Source organism: Candidatus Zixiibacteriota bacterium (assembly GCA_034003725.1).
Classification (GTDB): Bacteria; Zixibacteria; MSB-5A5; order GN15; family FEB-12; genus WJMS01.
Genome location: JAVEYB010000002.1, coordinates 176309 through 195248, shown reverse-complemented (window position 1 = coordinate 195248; position 18940 = coordinate 176309). Strand labels below are relative to the sequence as shown.

General features: G+C 59.7%; 5 protein-coding genes. 3 read left to right on the top strand and 2 right to left on the bottom strand.

Annotated elements, in window-relative coordinates; translation table 11 throughout:
- Nucleotides 1-28: 28 nt before the first annotated feature.
- Both RBT76_03850 and RBT76_03845 read right to left on the bottom strand, forming a co-directional pair.
- The gene (locus tag RBT76_03850) at nt 29-1885 is read right to left on the bottom strand and encodes an agmatine deiminase family protein (GenBank protein MDX9856903.1); all 1857 of its coding nucleotides are present in this window, start codon (nt 1883-1885) and stop codon (nt 29-31) included.
- Nucleotides 1886-2021: 136 nt separating this feature from the next.
- Nucleotides 2022-6014, bottom strand: a complete 3993-nt coding sequence (locus RBT76_03845) for a PAS domain S-box protein (GenBank protein MDX9856902.1) — start codon at nt 6012-6014, stop codon at nt 2022-2024.
- Between the two features lie 562 nt (nt 6015-6576).
- On the opposite strand from RBT76_03845, the gene RBT76_03840 reads away from it, so the two are divergent.
- The 3 genes from RBT76_03840 to RBT76_03830 all read left to right on the top strand — a co-directional run bounded on the left by RBT76_03840 (nt 6577) and on the right by RBT76_03830 (nt 18896).
- A complete protein-coding gene (locus tag RBT76_03840) occupies nt 6577-10431 on the top strand; it encodes a C25 family cysteine peptidase (GenBank protein MDX9856901.1) in 3855 nt (1284 codons plus the stop codon).
- A 298-nt stretch (nt 10432-10729) separates the two neighbouring features.
- Complete coding sequence (locus tag RBT76_03835) at nt 10730-14773, top strand: dockerin type I repeat-containing protein (protein ID MDX9856900.1); 4044 nt, start codon at nt 10730-10732, stop codon at nt 14771-14773.
- Between the two features lie 385 nt (nt 14774-15158).
- On the top strand, nt 15159-18896 hold the full coding sequence (locus RBT76_03830) for a C25 family cysteine peptidase (GenBank protein ID MDX9856899.1): 3738 nt from the start codon (nt 15159-15161) through the stop codon (nt 18894-18896).
- Nucleotides 18897-18940 lie beyond the last annotated feature (44 nt).

The following is an 18940-nucleotide window of genomic DNA, read 5'->3' as shown; positions in this document are numbered from 1 at the left end:
GCACTACCGACAGGGCGACGGCCGCTGATCAGAGCCCGCAGGTTGCCGGCGGTCCGCCCATGAACAGCAGGTTGACCAGGTAGATAAGATCCGACAAGTCCACTCCCCCGACCCCGTCCACGTTCGACGCCGTCGCCGAATTCGGCGCCGGACCCGACAGGAACAGATAGTTGACCAGGTATATCAAATCGGAAAGATCAGGACCGATGGCATCGTCGTTCACATCTCCGCAGAGGATCACATCCAGCGCCACTGTCTGAGCTGCGCTGTTGTATGCATCACTGACAACTACATCAAACGAACCCGTCGATGTCATCCCCATCGGCACCGTGCCTGTAAGGCTGTCTCCCGACGGCGACAACCACGCTGGGTAGTTCGCATACGTGATCGTATGAGAGGAATCTTCACCGTCGACAATATCCGGACAGAACGCAATAGTGGTTCCGCCGGTACACAGAATGCTCGAATCCGCCACTATCGTCGGTGTGATATTGACGGAAAAGCGGTGCGCCCCCGGCGCTCCGATATATGGGTGGGTCTCCATCCGGCCGGACAGGTCGGCCGCCTGAACGTAGTAAGAGACCTCCGCCCCTGAAGCCTGCGGTGGAAGAGTCCCGTCAAACCAGTCCGTCTCCGTCCCGGCGCTGAGCAACGCGCTTTCCCACTCCCCTTCTCCGACCCGATACACTACCTTCAGCGAGTCGCCAATCAGCGCCGCTCCGGAACACGCATGAATCAGCGCGCTGATCTCATACCCGGCAAGCGAGTCCGCGACACGAACCAGCGGCACGTGGTGTACGCGCAGCATGTATCGATCCGGGACCCCCATCGTCCGGCAGTGAACGGCGTCGTCATCGTACCAGGATCCCGTAAAACCGATCACCTCATATCCGGGCATCGCGTCGCGGTACGTCTGTAACGCGATATTGTCGTATCCGGAACCGAATATCGGCACCAGCACTTTGTCGTTCAGAATAATCGAATTGGTATAAGCGGTGCCGTACGGACAATACACCCGTACGATCGTGTACGGCTGCCCCCATGCGGATACCTGCTGGGAGAGGTACTCGGCACGGTCATTCAGCAACTCATAGCTGTAATCGCCCACCGGAACATCCTTCACCATTATGGTGGTCGGACTCAGAAACTTCGCCCAGCAATCGATATGGTGAATGCCGCCGCTCTCAATATAGTCCAGCACCGTATAGTCGTTGCCCAGGTACGCGAGCATGATCGAATCAACCTGCGCGGGCGTCTTGCCGGAATTCTCGTTGTAGACCAGCCGCGTCGACATCGAACGGCCCAGTCCGTCGGACATGTGGTTGCCGCCCGTGTGAATCAGGTCCATCCCGTACACCGGAATACCCCACTGACTGCCGAGTATGCCGGGAATCAGGTCGTCAAGCGGACGCGGTCGGTTGTAGATGTGGTCCACGATACCCAGCGCTTCATCCGAGAATATGAACCATGGTCCATAGTCGCGGGTCCATATCGAATTTGTCGATGCAATCAGGAACTGCGTGTTGGCCATCACCACCCCCCCGCTCTGGTATGCGCTCGTTGCCGAGGCCTGCTCGCTCGAGTTGGCGACGATAGTCGTAACCATCAGGTCCTCCGACATCTCGCGAACCAGCGCAACCGATATCCCGAGAGGCCAGCGAATAATCACCCCCTCCGAGGGTTCCCACTCCGCCGGATTCCGCAGCACGCCGGTCGGCGCCTTCGTCACCGTATGATTCTTGCCGATTTCGTGCAGACGCCCCTTTTCCTCCTCCGTCAACCCGATCGGCAGTAACGTTTCGGTAGAGTCCGCCTGAACCGCCTTCGGCGATGCCAGCAGACAAACAAGCAGTACAAGCCCCAGGACCAACGGACTCTTGCGCATACAGAACTCCCGGCTGATAGTGACTGGAGAATCGGCAAGTCGCCCGACGCCCGGCGATGTCTACTCCATTATGGATAAGATACGCGATTACCGAATTTCGGCAATGGAAGATTGATAACGCGATATACGAGGGCAGTTAATTCGCGCGGGACCGGACACGTTCGGACCCGAGTACCACCGTCACGGCCTGAACCAGCTCCCCGGGCCGGTACGGCTTGGTCACCATGGCCGCAAAACCGACCTCCCCGTATCGGGACAGTATGGGATCGTTGGAATATCCGCTGCACACGATAGCGCGAACACCCGGGTCAATCGTCTGCAGGTGCTCAAGTGTCTCGCGCCCGCCCATTCCGCCGGGAACCGTCAGGTCCAGAATCACGACATCGTAGGGTACTCCCGAGCTGCGCGCCGCCTCGAATAGTTCTATAGCTTCCCGCCCGTGCGCTGCGCAGTCTATCTCGAATCCGGCTTTGGACAAAACCCTGGTCGCAAGATCACGAATGTACCCCTCGTCATCCATCAGTAGGATCCGCCCCGACCCGACCGCCGGTAACTCCTCACCCTGCGGGTCCGGTGTTGCGTTCACGCCGCAGGCGGGCAGGTAAACCGTGAACGTCGTGCCCGTTCCCTGAATCGAAGACACGTCGATATGCCCCCCGTGCTTCTTAACGATCGAATACGATGACGCCAGTCCCAGTCCGCTGCCGGTTTGTTTTGTCGTGAAGTATGGGTCGAATATCCGTGCAAGTAGACGCTCCGGGATTCCCAACCCCTCGTCCGCAACAGAAATCTCCACATAGGCTCCGTCGCCGAGCGCAGGATGGCTGTGCGGCTTTATCAGGCGGTTGCACGCACGGACCGTAATCGTCCCCCCCTCCGGCATGGCCTGCACGGCGTTGATCGTAAGGTTGTGTATCACCTGGCTTATCTGGCCGGCGTCCGCGTCGATGCACTTCAAATCCTCGGCAATCGAAATCTCCGCCCGGACATTAGATCCCCGCAACGCGAACGTCACCGATTCCCGGAGTACGGGTTCCACCGAGATCACTTTCTTCACCGGTTCTCCGCCTTTGGAAAACGTGAGCAGTTGCTGTGTCAAATCCCGGGCCCGCATCGCCGCCCGCTCCGCGACCTCAAGTCCCTGGTCCGTTTCCGTGTCCAGTTTTTCCGAAAGACGGGCGATCGAGATATTGCCCAGAATACCCGTCAGAAGGTTATTGAAGTCATGCGCAAGCCCTCCCGCCAGAATGCCCAGCGACTCGAGCTTCTGAGACCGAAGTTGCTCCCGCTCGTAGGCCTTCTCCATCGAGATATCGATCACGACTCCGCGCGTGCCGACCGGCACGCCGTTGCGAACTATCCGGCTGGAGCGGACACTGATGGGAAATTTGACGCCGTCCTTTCGCACCCCCGTGTATTCGACTACGCCATGCTCTCCCGTCCGCAACAGTTGCTGATGGCTGGCCAACGCGCGTTCCCGTTCCTCCGGCACAATCACATCCAGTATGCTCAGGCCCCGGCTGTAATCCCTGGTTTCGAAACCGAAATACTGGGTCGCCTTCTGATTCGCATAGGTGATACGCCCCTCTGCATCGCTCTCGAAAACCGCCTCGGGCAGCATCTCGGCGATCTCCCGGAACTTCGTTTCGCTCTCCCGAAGCTCCTGTTCGGCCCGGTGCCGCTCGATTCGCGCGCCGATTATGCCCGCCGCAGACCTGAGCGCATCCAGTTCCGTCCGGCTCCACTGTCTCCGCTGGCGGCAGTCATCGAACCCCATGAACCCCCACCATCGATTCGCCGCAAAGATCGGAACGATCGCGACCGACTGGATATCCTGGTCGACGAACACGGACCGGATGGGGTCGTCGAATGAATCGGTCTCGCCGAATATCGCATCGTTATTGCCGAGCGTCGCAATCCAGTAGTCGATTCCCGTCTCTGTGTACGACAGCCGCTGCATCTCAGGATTGTTGATCTGCGGCTCGATCCCCTCGTCCGCCCACTCTGCAATCTGCGAACAGGTTAGGTCGTACCGCGTGTCACGGTCGTTGCGAAACACATAGACGCGGCTCACCTCCGCCGCCTGTCCGATCACCCGCAATACCTCGTCAAGAGCCCCCTTGATATCCTCGCTCCTCAGCAACACGTCGGCCACCGTCGCAACCGCCGACAACACCCGGTCGCGTTTCGCCAAAACGGCCTGGGCCGCTGTCTCCCTGGTGATATCACGCGTTATCGTCAAATTGTGCCGAAGCCCGGCAATCATGAAGCTTCGGGCGCACATGTTGCCCGTGATGATCCGACCGTCCTTCATCCGGAATTGCGCCACGAGGTTGTCCATGTACCCGCGCTCGCTCAGCGCATCGACCAGCCGCACGCGGTCCGCACGATCCACCCAGATGTCCATATCGAGCGACGTTACCCCGACAATATCCTCGCGCCGATAGCCCGTGATCCGCTCGAACCCCTCATTGATGTCCACGTACATGCCGTCGGACTCGCGGTTGATCGCGATCGCGTCCGGGCTGGTTTGAAACGCCGCCCGAAATCTCTCTTCGGACTCCCGAAGCGCCTGCTCCGCAATCTTCCGGTCGGTGATGTCGATGAGAAACCCTTCAATGCCGATCTGTCGTCCGTTCGCGACTACCGGATTGCCGGAAAACAAATGATAGCCGATCGATCCGTCCTTGCACAACCGCGCACACTCGCACTGAAAGCCGTTCTCCGAGGACAACATCGATTCGATATCCACCGGGGCAAGATGACTGTCGATCGCCGGCGTCGTGATCTCGAACGGACGTCCGATCACCTCGCCCGGCGACAAGTACTTGTGCATCCGCAGCCACGCAAGGTTCACATAGCCGTAACGCCCTTCCAGGTCGACAAAGAAATACCCGGCCTCGGCAGCCTCCACAATGTTCCGGAACCGCGCAATACTTTCGTGCAGCGCCTCCTCCGCGTACTTCCGGTCCGTGATATCCTCGGCGATTCCGGCGCTCCGAACAACCTCGCCGTCTTTGCCGTGCACGTGAAACGTACGTATCCATATCCAGCGCGTCGTTCCGTCACTGCGAACGACCCGAACCTCCGTATCGACCGGCACGCCCCGTTCCCATTCCCGCTCGTGGGCCATGCGAAGCAGGTCGCGGTCGGCCGGGTGTATGCCCTCCAGAAACGACAAATGATCTTCATACAACGACAGGCAGGTTCGCCCGAAAATGCGCTCGTACGCCGGACTGACATACAACATCTCACGCTCGGTGCGCAGCCAGAACAGCTCGTTGATCGTCGAAGCTAACTGCTGGAAGCGCAGTTCGCTCTCCCGCAGCTCGTCCTCCATCTGGCGACGCTCCGTGATGTCGTGCATGATGCAGATCGTCCGGTCGACCGAACCGTCCTCGTTGTAGAGGATCCGTCCGTTGAACAGCAGGGAGAGCACCAACCCGTCGCTTCGTACCAGATCGTATTCGACTCCGGTGGCGAATCCCGCCTTCTTGAATCGCGAAAACGACTCGTGGAACCGGGCCCGATGAGGCTCCGTCATGAAGTCTGCCAGCGACCGCCCGATGACTTCCTCGCGACGGAAACCCAGAGTCTCGAGCCACGCGGCGTTGACTTCAAGTATGCGACCGTCCGAATCCAGCGACTGGTATCCTACCGGTGCCGCGTCAAGCATCGACCGCATCCGGTGCGCCTCGGTGGCGCTCCTGTCGACCCGGGATGAATGCTCCGACGAAGATCGCAACACAAGGTAACTTGGCGTCCACGCGCCTTCCGCTCCCGAAGGCAAAAGCAATTGGGCCTGCACTGCAATCCAGTTCCCCTCGCCTGCCGCGATACGAGTCGGTATAAAGCCGCGCCCCCCGGACAACAGCACACCCGCCGCATCAACCACGGCATCAGCAACCCAGGTCGACGCTATTTCCGTCCCTGCTCCACCCGAAGGAACCAGTATCTCACGGGCCGCGGCGTTGACAGAAACGATACGAATCGTCCCGGCACCCGCCTCGTAAGCGTCGGCGGCCGGTCGCCCATCCGATGACCTGTTTTCATTCGACCACCGGAGCAATACCGGCCGCAAACCCGAAAGGTCCAGTTCCAGCACGGCCACCGGCAGTAGCTCGATCATCTGACGCTCAGGACTCGTTGTATTGTTCGAATCTTGCATCCGACCCGTCGCGTATCACATTCATTCCACTGAGCAGTCCCCGACCACATGACCAAGCAGCCAGCACTCACCAGCCCTGCCCGGCAGAGGTCGTCTTCCCCCTGTTTCACCAGGGGATTGCCTCCCTTATTTCATCGACATCTACGCGCTCCCCCTTAAGCCTCTATTGTATTGAATCTCAGCGCATTAGATGCCCGGCGGGAGTACGAGCCTCCGGCGCTGGCTCTTCTTCAGATTTGCGACATGGTATTGATAAGACCCCGACGAAGAATCACGGGTCGATTACTCGATTTTAGTTGACGGCGGGGGATTGACAAAGTACTCCATATTCTGTATATTTTTGAAGCGTCGGAAGTTATTCGACATTACCACATTCGTCTTCAGGCTGATCGCGGGAGATAGCAGGTGCCACGCCGCAAGACAACCGCTCTCATAGCAGGTCACGCTGCAGAACATCTCTTACTCCCCGGAAAGATAACACATGATTGTAACCCTTAGCGACTTAAGGAAATCGGAGGTCATTGTGGCAAAAAGGGCTATTGGTCTGGGTCTGCTTCTTGTTGCCTGCCTGCTCTGGGTCGGTGTCGGACACGCCACCACTACACTGCAAGTCAGCGATGCCGAGAACGCCATGACCCTCCTCTCGCAAGACAATTCCGGCCTCACTGTCAGAGTTGACGTCGGCTCACTCATGTTCGAAGAAGTCGTCACCCAGCAGGGCGTTTACACGCTTCTCTCGGGTGCCGGACTCGCCCGGTCACAGCGCATCGGCGAGCCCTCCCTGCCGACGGCCAATCGACTGATCTCTATCCCGTTCGGCTGCGAGTTGTCCGCAGAAGTCATCGCCAGTGATTTCGAGGAATACTCGCTCACCGATCTCGGATTGACCTATCCGCTCATGCCGGTCCAGCCGTCGGTGTCGAAGTCGGAGGATCCGATGTCGATACCGTTCGAAATCAATACGGCCATGTACCAGCAGCCCGGATACTACTCCCTCCCGCTGGTCAACACTGAAATCAAGGGCGTCATGCGGTCCGTCCGCCTCGCCCTCGTCTCCGTCGCCCCGATCGAATACGACCCTGTCAACGCCCGCATCCGCGTGTACAACAAGGTCACCGTCCGGGTTGCGTTCAATAACCCCGACTGGGCGGAAACGGAAGCCAACTTTCGCAAAGGATATTCGCCCTACTTTGAACCGGCCCTTTATCGCGTCATGAATTACACCGAGCAGGCCTCCACGTACAAGGACGACCTTGTCGAATATCCGGTGAAGTACCTGATCGTCTCGGATCGGATGTTTGAAGCGCAGCTTCAGCCGTTTATCGAATGGAAAACGGAAAAGGGCTTTGAGGTCATCACCGCCTATACCGACGTCATCGGAACCTCCAGTACGGCCATAAAGTCATATATCCAGGGGCTGTACAATGCCGGGACGCCGGCTGACCCGGCGCCGTCGTTTGTTCTGTTCGTCGGCGACGCCCAGCAGATTCCGCCGTTCTCCGGTTCGACCGGGTCACACGTCACCGACCTCCGGTTCTGCGAGTTCACCGGCGACATCTTCCCCGAGATCTACTACGGCCGCTTCTCGGCGCAGAACACCACCCAACTGCAGCCCCAGATCGATAAGACGCTGGAGTACGAACGCTACGAGATGCCCGATCCGTCCTATCTCGAATTCGTCACCCTCGTCTCCGGTGTTGACGGCACCTACGCCGCCACGCACGGCAACGGCCAGCTCAACTACGGCACGACCCTGTATTTCAACGCGCTGCACGGCATCACGCCGCACGTCTGGCTGTATCCGGCGTCGGACCAGTCCGGCGCGGCCGCCGCAATTATTCAGTCCATTAACGACGGCGCAGGGCTGTACAACTACACCGCCCACTGCTCGCACTCAGGGCATGCCGACCCGCCGTTCAACACATCCGATATCCCCGGCCTGACCAACTGGCATCAGTACCTGCTCGGCATCGGTAACTGCTGTGAGTCGAACACGTTTGGAACCGATTACTCCACCCCGTGCTTCGGTGAGGCGTTCCTGCAGATCTCCGAACGCGGCGGTATCGGCTACATCGGCGGCTCCAATTCCACGTACTGGTACGAAGATTACTACTGGGGCGTCGGCTACGGCCCGGTTGTGGCCGCCGGCCCAACCTATGAGCAGACCACGCTGGGCGCCTACGACGGTCTCTTCCACGACCACGGCGAACCCGTCAACTTCCACTACGTCACCAATGATGCCATCGTTTTTGCCGGCAACATGGCCGTCAGCGAGTCGGGTTCCAGCCGGGAAGACTATTACTGGGAAATCTATCACCTCATGGGTGATCCCTCCGTGATGACCTACCTCGGCATCCCGGCCGTCAACAACGTGACCCACGATGCTGCCGTGGTGCTCGCCACGACCAGCCTCACCATTTCAGCTGATCCCGGATCATACGTCGGCATCACCTTCAACGGCGAACTGCAGGGTTCCGGATACATCGGCACGTCGGGAACGACTACCATTGACCTCGCCGGATTCGCCGCCCCGGGCGTCGCCAACGTGGTCGTAACCGCCCAGAATCGCGAGCCGTACTTCGGCGCCATTCAGGTGATTACCCCCTCCGGCCCGTATGTCATTTTCGACGACGCGTCCGTCAATGATGCCTCCGGCAACGACAACGGACTCGTGGACGCCGGCGAAGCGATCCTCATGGGTGTTCAGCTGATTAACGTTGGTCCCGATGACGCCTACGACGTCAACGCGACCATCAGCACCACCGACCCGTACGTCACCATCACCGATAATGCCGAGTCGTACGGCACGATCATCGGCGATAATGGCACGGCCTACGTCGCCGACGGCTTCGCATTCACGGTGTCGTCAACCTGCCCGGATAAATACCAGATCGCCTTCGATATCGAGGTGACCGGGACCGCCCGTGACACATGGACCGGCTCGTTCCGTGTCCCCGTCCACGCGCCCGAAATCGGTATTGTCTCGGTTGCCATCGACGACGCGGGTAACGACAATGGCATCATCGACCCCGGAGAGACGGCTTCCATTACCGTTACTATCGAAAACAGCGGTACCGGCCAGGCCATCAATACCTCCGGCATGCTGTTCGTCGCCGACCCCTTTGTCAGCATCAGCGACAACTACGGCTACTACGGACTGGTGGACTCTGTGAACGGCATGGCGATCAACTCCGGCGACCCGTTCGAAGTGTCTGTCGACGCCGGGTGCCCGATGGGTTATGGCGTTACCGTGTCGCTCGACATCAGCGCCGACAACGGCTTCACGAAAGCTCTGTCATTCGACATCACCGTCGGTGACCGGGTCGTCTTCTTCTTCGATGATTTCTCGTACGATCAGGGCTGGACCGGCCTTGGCGGCTCCGCCGAGTGGCAGATGGGTCCGGTGGGCGGAATCGGCGGCGATCCGGCCAGTGACTATTCCGGAACCTCCGATAATGCCGTCCTCGGAAACGATCTCAATGGCGACGGCCAGTATGAGAACTACATCTCGCCAACGCAGTGGGTCACCTCACCGGTTATCGACTGCAGCAATATGAGCGGCGTGCTGTTCAAGTTCTATCGCTGGCTCGGTGTCGAACGGAGCCAGTACGACCACGTATACCTGTCCGTGTTTGACGGCACCGACTGGGTGCAGCTCTATGCAAACCCGGACAATTCGTTCACCGATGGCAACTGGACAGAAGAGAATTATGACGTAGGGGCCTACGCCGACCACAACCCCGATTTCCAGATCCGCTTCGGTATGGGCACAACCGACGTGTCCCTAACCTATTGCGGCTGGAACATTGACGACATCGAGTTGAAAGGCTACGGAACTGCGGCCACCCCGGTGTGCGACATCCCCGACGATGAACTTCATGTCATGCTGCAGCCCGGGTCGGCGACGACCGAGTACATCACCGTGAGAAACGCCGGTGACGGCGCTCTCCGCATCACCTTCGCCTCGGCCTATACCTGGCTCTCCTGCTCCGGCGACCAGCTGGTCATTGCTGCCGGCGACAGCGTTGAGTTCCCGGTTCAGGTCAACTGCGGTGGCATGTCTCAGGGCGTACACACCGGCAGCCTAACCTACACTTCAAACGATGGCGGCCATCCGACCGGTGTGATTCCGGTAACCTTAACCGTCGCCTGTTGCGTCGGCTTGACAGGTAATGTCAACAATGACGCCCAGGATGAAGTCGACCTGTCCGATCTCATCTACTTCGTCAACTACCTGTTCTCCAGCGGAGCCCCGATTCCCTGCCCCGCGGAAGCCAATGTTGACGGCGACCTCGATGGACAGACCGACCTCTCGGATCTCATCTACCTCGTGAACTTCCTGTTTAATTCGGGTCCGCTGCCACAACCGTGTCAGTAACTCGCGATTGAACATCGATTTCTCTTCGAAGGCCATCTCCTCCCGGAGATGGCCTTCTTCTTTCATTTTCATATGACTCACACGGAAGTCGCGCCCCATTCCGGGCTCATCATCAAACACGTCTTGACACTCGCTGGCGGCGCGTCTATATTCATAATAGACTATTCACTCAACTTTCACACTATTTGGCACACGCATCGGGGATGCCGGGGCTCGGCTGCGGGAGCCGAATGCGTCTCCTGGGGCATGCGCCGAATCGTACACGTCCGAACAACGTTCTATCACACAAGGAGACGCCATGTTGAAGTGGTATCATTCCGCTTTTCTTTTCATGGCCATCGTTCTCCTGATCGGATTGCCGGTGATCCCCGAGCAATCGCAACCGACACCGCCGACTTCATCCGGGACTCCCCCTTCCGCTCAGCCAGACCGAGGCGAAAAGGAATTCTACTTCAAAGCCGGGTATCCGGACTACTGTCCCTCGGGCACACCCGACTTCAGCCAGGTACAGGACTTCTCGCAACCGCCGGACGGCAGCGTCGACGCCGGCTATTGCGGTCCCGTCGCTCTGGCCAACTGCCTCTGGTGGTTCGATTCAAAGTTCGAACCACTTCCGGTCGTGCCGCCCGGAATCAGCGATAACTACCCACTCGTAACCCCTTACGCCCAGTGGGATGACCATGATCCATTAAACGTTCAACCGCTCGTGGCCGCTATGGCGACCACGCTGAATACCAATCTTCTCGCACCCGGAACGAATATCGTCGATTTTGACGCCGGCGTCCGTGACTGGCTGGCATCCAGAGGACTCCTTGACGACTACGACGTCAATCTCTATTCGTGCGGCGCCTTCACCTGGGACTTCCTTGCCGGCGAAGTGCGGCGCAGCCAGGATGTCATTCTCCTCATTGGCTTCTATCTGGCGCCCGGCGGCAACCCCCAGGAATGCTGCCGGCTGGGCGGCCATTACGTGACCGTTGCCGGCGTTGACTCCGTCGAAGCGCTCATCGCCGTCTCCGATCCGTACCTCGACCTCGCCAGTCCGCCGCCACCCTCGCACAACGACGCCGCGGTCGTCTCGCATGACATATACTCCATAGCCGTCATGGACCCGACCCTCTGCGAGACGGTTGCAGGATGCCTTTTCCTCCCCGACTACCCGGCCGATCCCTTCGCCTACGAGTTCGTCGATCAGAATGGAGGAACCACCTGCCCGCCCGGTATTCCGGGGCCGATCTTCGCCGTCATTGAGTACGCCGAAATCATCTGCCCGAGGGAGACACCGGACACCTGGTATTGGAAACCCGACACCACTTACGCGCTGACCGGCATGCCGGACTTCCCGAGTCAGCTCCCCTGCCACAGCGGACCCACCGCCGTCACGAACTGCCTCTGGTGGTACGGAGCGATGGGCTACTACCCCTTTGTCAACGCGATCGAGCTCAAGGACGAGCTGTTCACCTATTTCCATTCGGACACCGTCTTTGACCCCTGGGGCGGCACCGATGTCCACGTCATGGAAGACGGCCTCACCCGGTTCTTCTGGGATCCGGACCCCAAGTGGCAATTCTACGAAACCACGTACCGGATGCCGGACTTCTTCGTGATGGCCGAATCGCTCATGGTCTGTCAGGACATCATCCTGCTGATCGGAAACTGGTGGTTCGACGGTGAGCAGTGGTGGCGCGACGGCGGCCGGTATGTCACCATGGCCGGTGTCGATATGACCACAATGATGGTCGCCGTATCCGATCCCGAAACCGATAACGCCGAAGCCGGCGGCGCGGGACGGGTCCGTCCGCCCTCGCACGCCGGTATCGTGCACGACCCTCGCGATCCCACTCACTGGTACCCGGTCACACCCGGAAGCTACGACTACCCGGTGTCGCATGATGCGTACCCGGTCATGCTCGATTCACCGTCGCCCGGCGGCACCTGGTGGCTGCCCGGATTCCCACGCGGCTTCTCACCGACCGGCGCCAATTGCCCGGCCGAGTTCCAGAGCGTCACCCTCGCCAATCCCGACCCGACCATGTACCCGTACCACGCCGAAGTTGAATACGCGGTCATGATCTGTCCGGGCGAACCGCAGGCGCCCGAAGAACCGTGTGAGTACTACAAACCGCCGTATCTCGACTACGCACCGCAGGGAATGCCCGACTTCGACCAGAAACAGGCCATGTGGCAGGACGAGTTCGGCGTGTGGTCGCACGACGGACCCGCCGCCGTGGCGAACTGCCTCTGGTGGTTTGATTCCAGGTTCGAACCTTCCCCGATCGATCCTCGGCCGTTCTTCCCCGGCCCGGGCAACCCGCCCCCGAATGACAACTACCCGCTGGTGCAGGCCTTTGGCCCGTTTGACGATCACGATACCACCAACGTCATTCCATTCATTAACGATCTGGCCATGCGTATGGGCACGAATGTCCACGGGTCCGGCACCCCGCCGAACTACCTCGTCGACGCCGTCAGGCAGATCTTCGTTGAGCGCGGTCTCGATCCTTACTTCAAGGATACCCTGGTGCCGCTGCCGACCTATGAGTTCATCCGCGATCAGGTCCTCGACTGTCAGGACGTAATCCTCCTGCTGGCGTTTTATGAGGAAACCGCCGCCATACCCATGCCGATCGGCTGGCACTGGGTCACCGTGGCCGGCGTCTGTACGACGAAGACCCAGATCTGTATCTCCGACCCGTTCCTCGACGCTCTCGAGGGTGAGCCGCCCGTAGGATCGGCTCACGGCGGCGGCGTCCACAATGACGCCAACAACATCAGCGGCCCGCACGGTCAGATCCAGCACGATCCCTACATGCTCACGTCGATGATGCTTCCCGGATTCCTCGTGCCTGTCGAAGTAGTGAACTATCCGACTCCACCGGAGCTCGTTACCAACTTCCTGGGCATGAACGCGTGGGAGGACTGGGCTCCCTACGACGGTGGACCCGTGATTACGATCATCAGTCAGGCGTTCGTAATCTGTCCGACAGAGCCTCAACAGGACACGTGCGAATACTACAAGGCTCCGTACGAGGATTATGCCCCGTTCGGGATGCCGGACTTCGATCAGAAACAGAACGCCTGGACCGGCGGTCCGCTCGGCGGATGGTCCTTCTGCGGTCCGGTGGCGCTTGCCAACTGCTTCTGGTGGTTCGATTCGAAATTCGAACCCACCCCGGTTGTGCCGCCGACCATCAACGACAACTACCCGCTCGTCACTCCGTACGGGCCGTGGGACGACCACGATCCGTCGAATGTCATTCCCTTCGTTGATTCGCTGGCCCGCTATACCAACTGCCCGCCGGGAGGGATTGGAACCTTCATCCTCGATCTCTTCACCGGCCTGCAGGCATGGCTGTCCAGCGTCGGCCTCGCGGGGGACTACACCAGCGTCCTTGTCCCCGCGCCTCCGTTTGAACTGATCCGCGACGAAGTGATGCGGTCACAGGATGTTATCCTCCTGCTCGGTTTCTACGAGTTCGAGCCGACCGGTTCGGGCTGCGTACGACACGGTGGCCATTATGTCACCGTCGCCGGCGTCTGCCCCGAAGAGTTCCGCATCTGCATCTCCGATCCGTACTTCGACGCCAACGAAGGGGAACCGCCCGCCGGCTCCGCGCACGGCTCGGCCGTGCACAACGACGCCGCCCTCATCTCCGGTCCGCACGGTCAGATCCAGCACGATGCCTACAACCTCGCCGTTCAGCAGGTCTGTCCGCAGTATCCCCCGATCGTCGAACTCATCGACTATCCGGACCTCTGGACGGACGTCGTCAACTTCTTCCAGCTCAATCCGGCAGAATGGAGCGGTCCACCCATTCCCTATGCGGGAGGTGAAATCCGCACTCTCATCGATTACGCCGTCATCATCTGCCCGCTCGACACCTGCGCCGGTCAATACCCCGGCGACGTCGACAACAACGGCGTCATCGACAGCGACGACATCGACTATCTTGCGTCGTTTATCGACTCAGGCGGTCCCGCGCCAACCGTCCCGGCGAACGCCGATCCCGATGGCGACTGCGATATCGATTACACCGACATCGCGTTCCTCGATTCATACATCAACGGTACCGGCAGCGCGCCGGTCCAATGCACCTGCGTCAATCCCCCGGTCACCTGCTGCCGCGACGAAACGGGCAACATCAACGACTCAGGAGCGGCGATTGATCTCTCCGACCTGATTTACCTCGTCAACTACCTGTTCCTCGGCGGGCCGGCTCCGTGGTGTCCGGAGGAAGCGAACATCAACGGCGATCTCGCCGGAGCAGTCGATCTGTCGGATCTCATCGCACTCGTCAATTATCTTTTCCTCGGTGGAGTTCCACCGGCACACTGCTTGTAACCGGTTGTTGAGCCTCGTGCTCGACAGCGCCAGAGAGGCCGCCCTGAGGGGCGGCCTCTTTTATAACTCGCAACCAATCGGACAGTTAGACGAAATCCGCGAAGCTTTACATCGGTCACTTCCGCGTCTCCCCCGCCTCCGCCTTCGGCGATTCCTCAGCATAGCCTCCCTCCACCCGCCGTTTCACCAAAACAAACATCAGGTATCACACACCATTTGGTCCTGTTTTTTCCCGCTCCACCCTCTTTTTTTATTGGGAAACAGTCTCCGTACATTATATTAAAAGGACAAATCGATACACAATACTACCTTAGCGATTGGCGGCTCTCGTGTATCCACAGATCGAAGAGCAACAGTTTTCAATTCCACACAAGAAAGGCCCTGTATGCGGATCAGTGTGCTAACGGCTGCTTTCCTGGTTCTATTCGCTGCCTCGTTCGTTTCCGCGGAACGAATTGAGCTGGGCACTGGGGGCGACGATGTTGAGGTCATCGTCCAACAATCAAACGACTCGCGTACCGTCGTTCGGTTTGAGGTGAACGCGTTTGATCGCACGGGGGCGACCATAGACGGCGCGACCTGGAACCTGATCGATCTTCCCGGGGAGGGGGAAACCAGAATCGAAGGGGCGCCTTCTCTGCCGCGCATCAGTCGCAGCATTATCATCGCCGACCAGGGATCGGTCGCCGTTCGCGTCACCGACGCTGAATTCGTCGACTTCCCTAACACTCCGGTCGCTCCCTCCAAGGGTGACCTGCTGCGAACGGTGAATCCCTCCGATGTCCCCTACGTCTTTGGGCCGGAGTACTCCAAGCCCGGATTCTACCCCCAGGAACTTGCATCGACGCGTGAACCGTATATCCTCCGGGATTATCGTGGGACGGTGATTGATCTGCAGCCGTTCCAATACGACCCGGATACCAAAACGCTTCGCGTCTACACGTCCGTGACCGTCGAGGTGGAAACCGAAGGCAGTGGCGGCGCAAATCCGCTGTACGATCGCAAATCGGCCGCGGCCGTCCCGGATTTCGACCTGCTCTACTCCCGGCACTTCCTCAACTTCAGCAGTGAGCAGAAATACACGCCCGTCATGGAGTCGGGCGACATGCTGATTATCGCCTACGACTCGTACGCGGCTGCCATGGCGCCGCTCGTCGACTGGAAGACGCAGAAGGGTATCAAGACCACTCTCGTGAACGTCTCTTCCATAGGCAACACCAGCACCGCGATCGATGCGTTCATCCAGAATTTCTATGACACCACCAACCTCGCCTGGGTGATCCTCGTCGGCGACCACAACCACGTCGCCACACCCCAGGTCTCCGGCGGCGCCTCCGACCCGTCGTACGCCAAAGTGGCGGGGACCGATGACTACCCGGATATCTTCATCGGACGGTTCTCTGCCGAGTCCGTGGCCGATGTCGAGACTCAGGTCGAACGTACGGTCGACTATGAAACCGACCCGCTGATCGGTGACTGGCTCCATCGCGGAACCGGGGTCGCCTCGACCGAAGGCCCGGGGCACTTCAACGAGTACGACAACGAGCATATGGGCTTTATCCGCGACGACCTGCTCGCGTTTACGTATACCGAAGTTGACGGCCTCTACGGCTATGCCGCGTCCGCAACCGACGTCGCAAATGCACTGAACGCCGGCCGAAGCATCGTCAACTACTGCGGTCACGGCTCCACGTCCGCGTGGTCGACCACCGGCTTCAGCAATACGGACGTCAACGATCTCGTCAATACCGCCATGCTCCCCTTTATCATCAGTGTCGCCTGCGTCAACGGTGAGTTTGACGGCTACACTTGCTTTGCTGAAGCGTGGATGCGCGCCACTGACGGTTCCGGCGATCCGACCGGTGCCGTCGCCGTCTACATGTCGTCCATCAACCAGACGTGGGATCCGCCCATGGACGCCCAGGACGAAATAAACGACCTGCTCGTCGCTGAGGCGAAAACTACCTTCGGCGGCATCTGCTTCAATGGTTCGTGCAAGATGATAGACGTTAACGGCAGCGGTGGCGTGTCCATGTACGACACCTGGCACATCTTCGGTGACCCGTCCGTGCAGCTGCGGACTGACCTTCCTGCCGCGCTTACCGTCACCCACGACCCGGTGATGCTTATCAGCGATACCGAGTTCCAGGTTACCGTTGGCGGCGAGGAAGGCGCGCTGTGCGCCGTCTCCTATAACGGCGTCCTGTTCGGATCGGCGTTCACCGATGCGTCCGGCGTCGCGGTTATCCCGTTCGCCGATGCGCTCCCGGTCGGACAGTCTATGACCCTGACCGTCACCGCGTTCAACGCGCTTCCGTATGTCGCCGGCGTCACCGTCATTACCCCCAGTGGCCCGTATGTCGTGTTTGACGGCCGGACGATCAACGACCAGCTTGGCAACGCCAACGGCCTTATCGATATCGGTGAAGACATCCTGATGGGCGTCCAGCTCATCAACGTCGGACCCGACGATGCCATCGACGTCGTCGCCAACATCACCAGCGCCGATCCGTATGTGACCATCACCGACGGCTCCGAGAGCTACGGAACCGTGACCGGAGACAACGGCACCGCTTATGTCGCCGACGGATTCGCGTTTACCGTCGCTGCCGATGCACCGGACAAGCACAACATCTCGTTCGACCTCGAAGTCACCGGCACCGCCCGCGATACGTGGACCGGAACCTTCCGCGTCCCGGTGCACGCCCCGGTTATCGGATTCGTCTCCGTCTCCGTTAATGACGCGTCCGGCAATCAGAACGGGATCCTCGACCCGGGTGAAACCGCCGATCTGGTCGTGAACATCCAGAATACCGGCACCGGTCGAGCTGTCGCCACCGAAGGGTACCTCTACGCGAACGACAGCTACGTTACGGGAGACGACACCTGGTCGGTCTTCGGCCTCGTCGACTCGATTAACGGCGCGGCCAACAACTCGGCCGACGTCTTCACCGTCACCGCCGACCCCACCTGTCCGCTCGGACATCCCGCGACCATGGAGATCGACATTCAGGCCGAGGGTGGTTACTCCGCGACCCTGCAGTGCGAGATTGTGGTCGGCGACCGCGTCGTCATCTTCTCGGATGATTTCTCCTATGATCAGGGCTGGACTGGGCTCGGCGGCTCCGCCGAATGGCAAATCGGTCCGCCTGCGGGTGCCAACGGCGACCCGGCCAGCGACCACTCGCCCAGCACCGACAATCAGGTGCTCGGCAACGACCTGACCAGTCAGGGACAGTATGAAAACTACATCGGATCCACCCAGTGGGTGACGTCGCCCGTCATAGATTGCTCGGCAATGACCGGCACCATCATGACGTTCTATCGCTGGCTGGGTATCGAACGTGCGACATACGACCACGCCTACTTCGAAGTGTTTGACGGCTCCGGCTGGGTCCGGTTGTACGAAAATCCCGATGTCTCCTTCACCGATCCGTCATGGCAGGAACAGAATTTCGATGTCTCCGCGTATGCCGACGGCAACGCCCTGTTCCAGCTCCGGTTCGGCATGGGTACAACCGATGTCTCCGTTAGGTACTGCGGCTGGAATATCGATGACATCGAGATCAAGGCGTACGGCACCGCGGCTCACCCGATCTGCCAGTTCGCCGAAAACGAGGTGACCATGACCGTGGCTCCCGGCGAACAGGAAGTGCACAACCTCGTCGTGCGCAACCTGGGTGACGCCGTCCTCAGAGTCACGTTCACCTCGAACGAGATATGGTTGTCGTGTTCCACCTCGGCTCAGTTGATCGACCCGGCGGACAGCCTCCTGTTCCCGGTAACCTTCAACTGCGCGGGAATGGAAAAGGCCCAATACGAGGGCTCCCTGCTGTATACCACCAACGACAACATGCACCTCACCGGCAGTATCCCGGTCCACTTGACCGTCAGTTGCTGCGTGGGCTTGACCGGCAATATCAATGCCGATCCGTCCGATGAGACCGACCTGTCGGATCTCCTCTACTTCGTGAATTTCCTCTTCACGAGCGGACCCGCCCCCACGTGCGCTCCCGAGGCCAACGTGACCGGCGATCCGGAAGGGAACGTGGATCTGACCGATTTGATCTACCTGGTCAACTACCTGTTTAACGCAGGACCCGAGCCGGTGCCCTGCCAGTAAGGTTCTTGAACTCTGCCGAATAGCAAACGGCCGGGTCGCACCTC

What these genes read in the sequence shown, in the direction of transcription:
- RBT76_03850 (MDX9856903.1), bottom strand. Translation starts at nt 1,885, where the DNA reads ATGCGCAAGAGTCCGTTGGTCCTGGGGCTTGTACTGCTTGTTTGTCTG.
- RBT76_03845 (MDX9856902.1), bottom strand. Translation starts at nt 6,014, where the DNA reads ATGATCGAGCTACTGCCGGTGGCCGTGCTGGAACTGGACCTTTCGGGT.
- RBT76_03835 (MDX9856900.1), top strand. Translation starts at nt 10,730, where the DNA reads ATGTTGAAGTGGTATCATTCCGCTTTTCTTTTCATGGCCATCGTTCTC.
- RBT76_03830 (MDX9856899.1), top strand. Translation starts at nt 15,159, where the DNA reads ATGCGGATCAGTGTGCTAACGGCTGCTTTCCTGGTTCTATTCGCTGCC.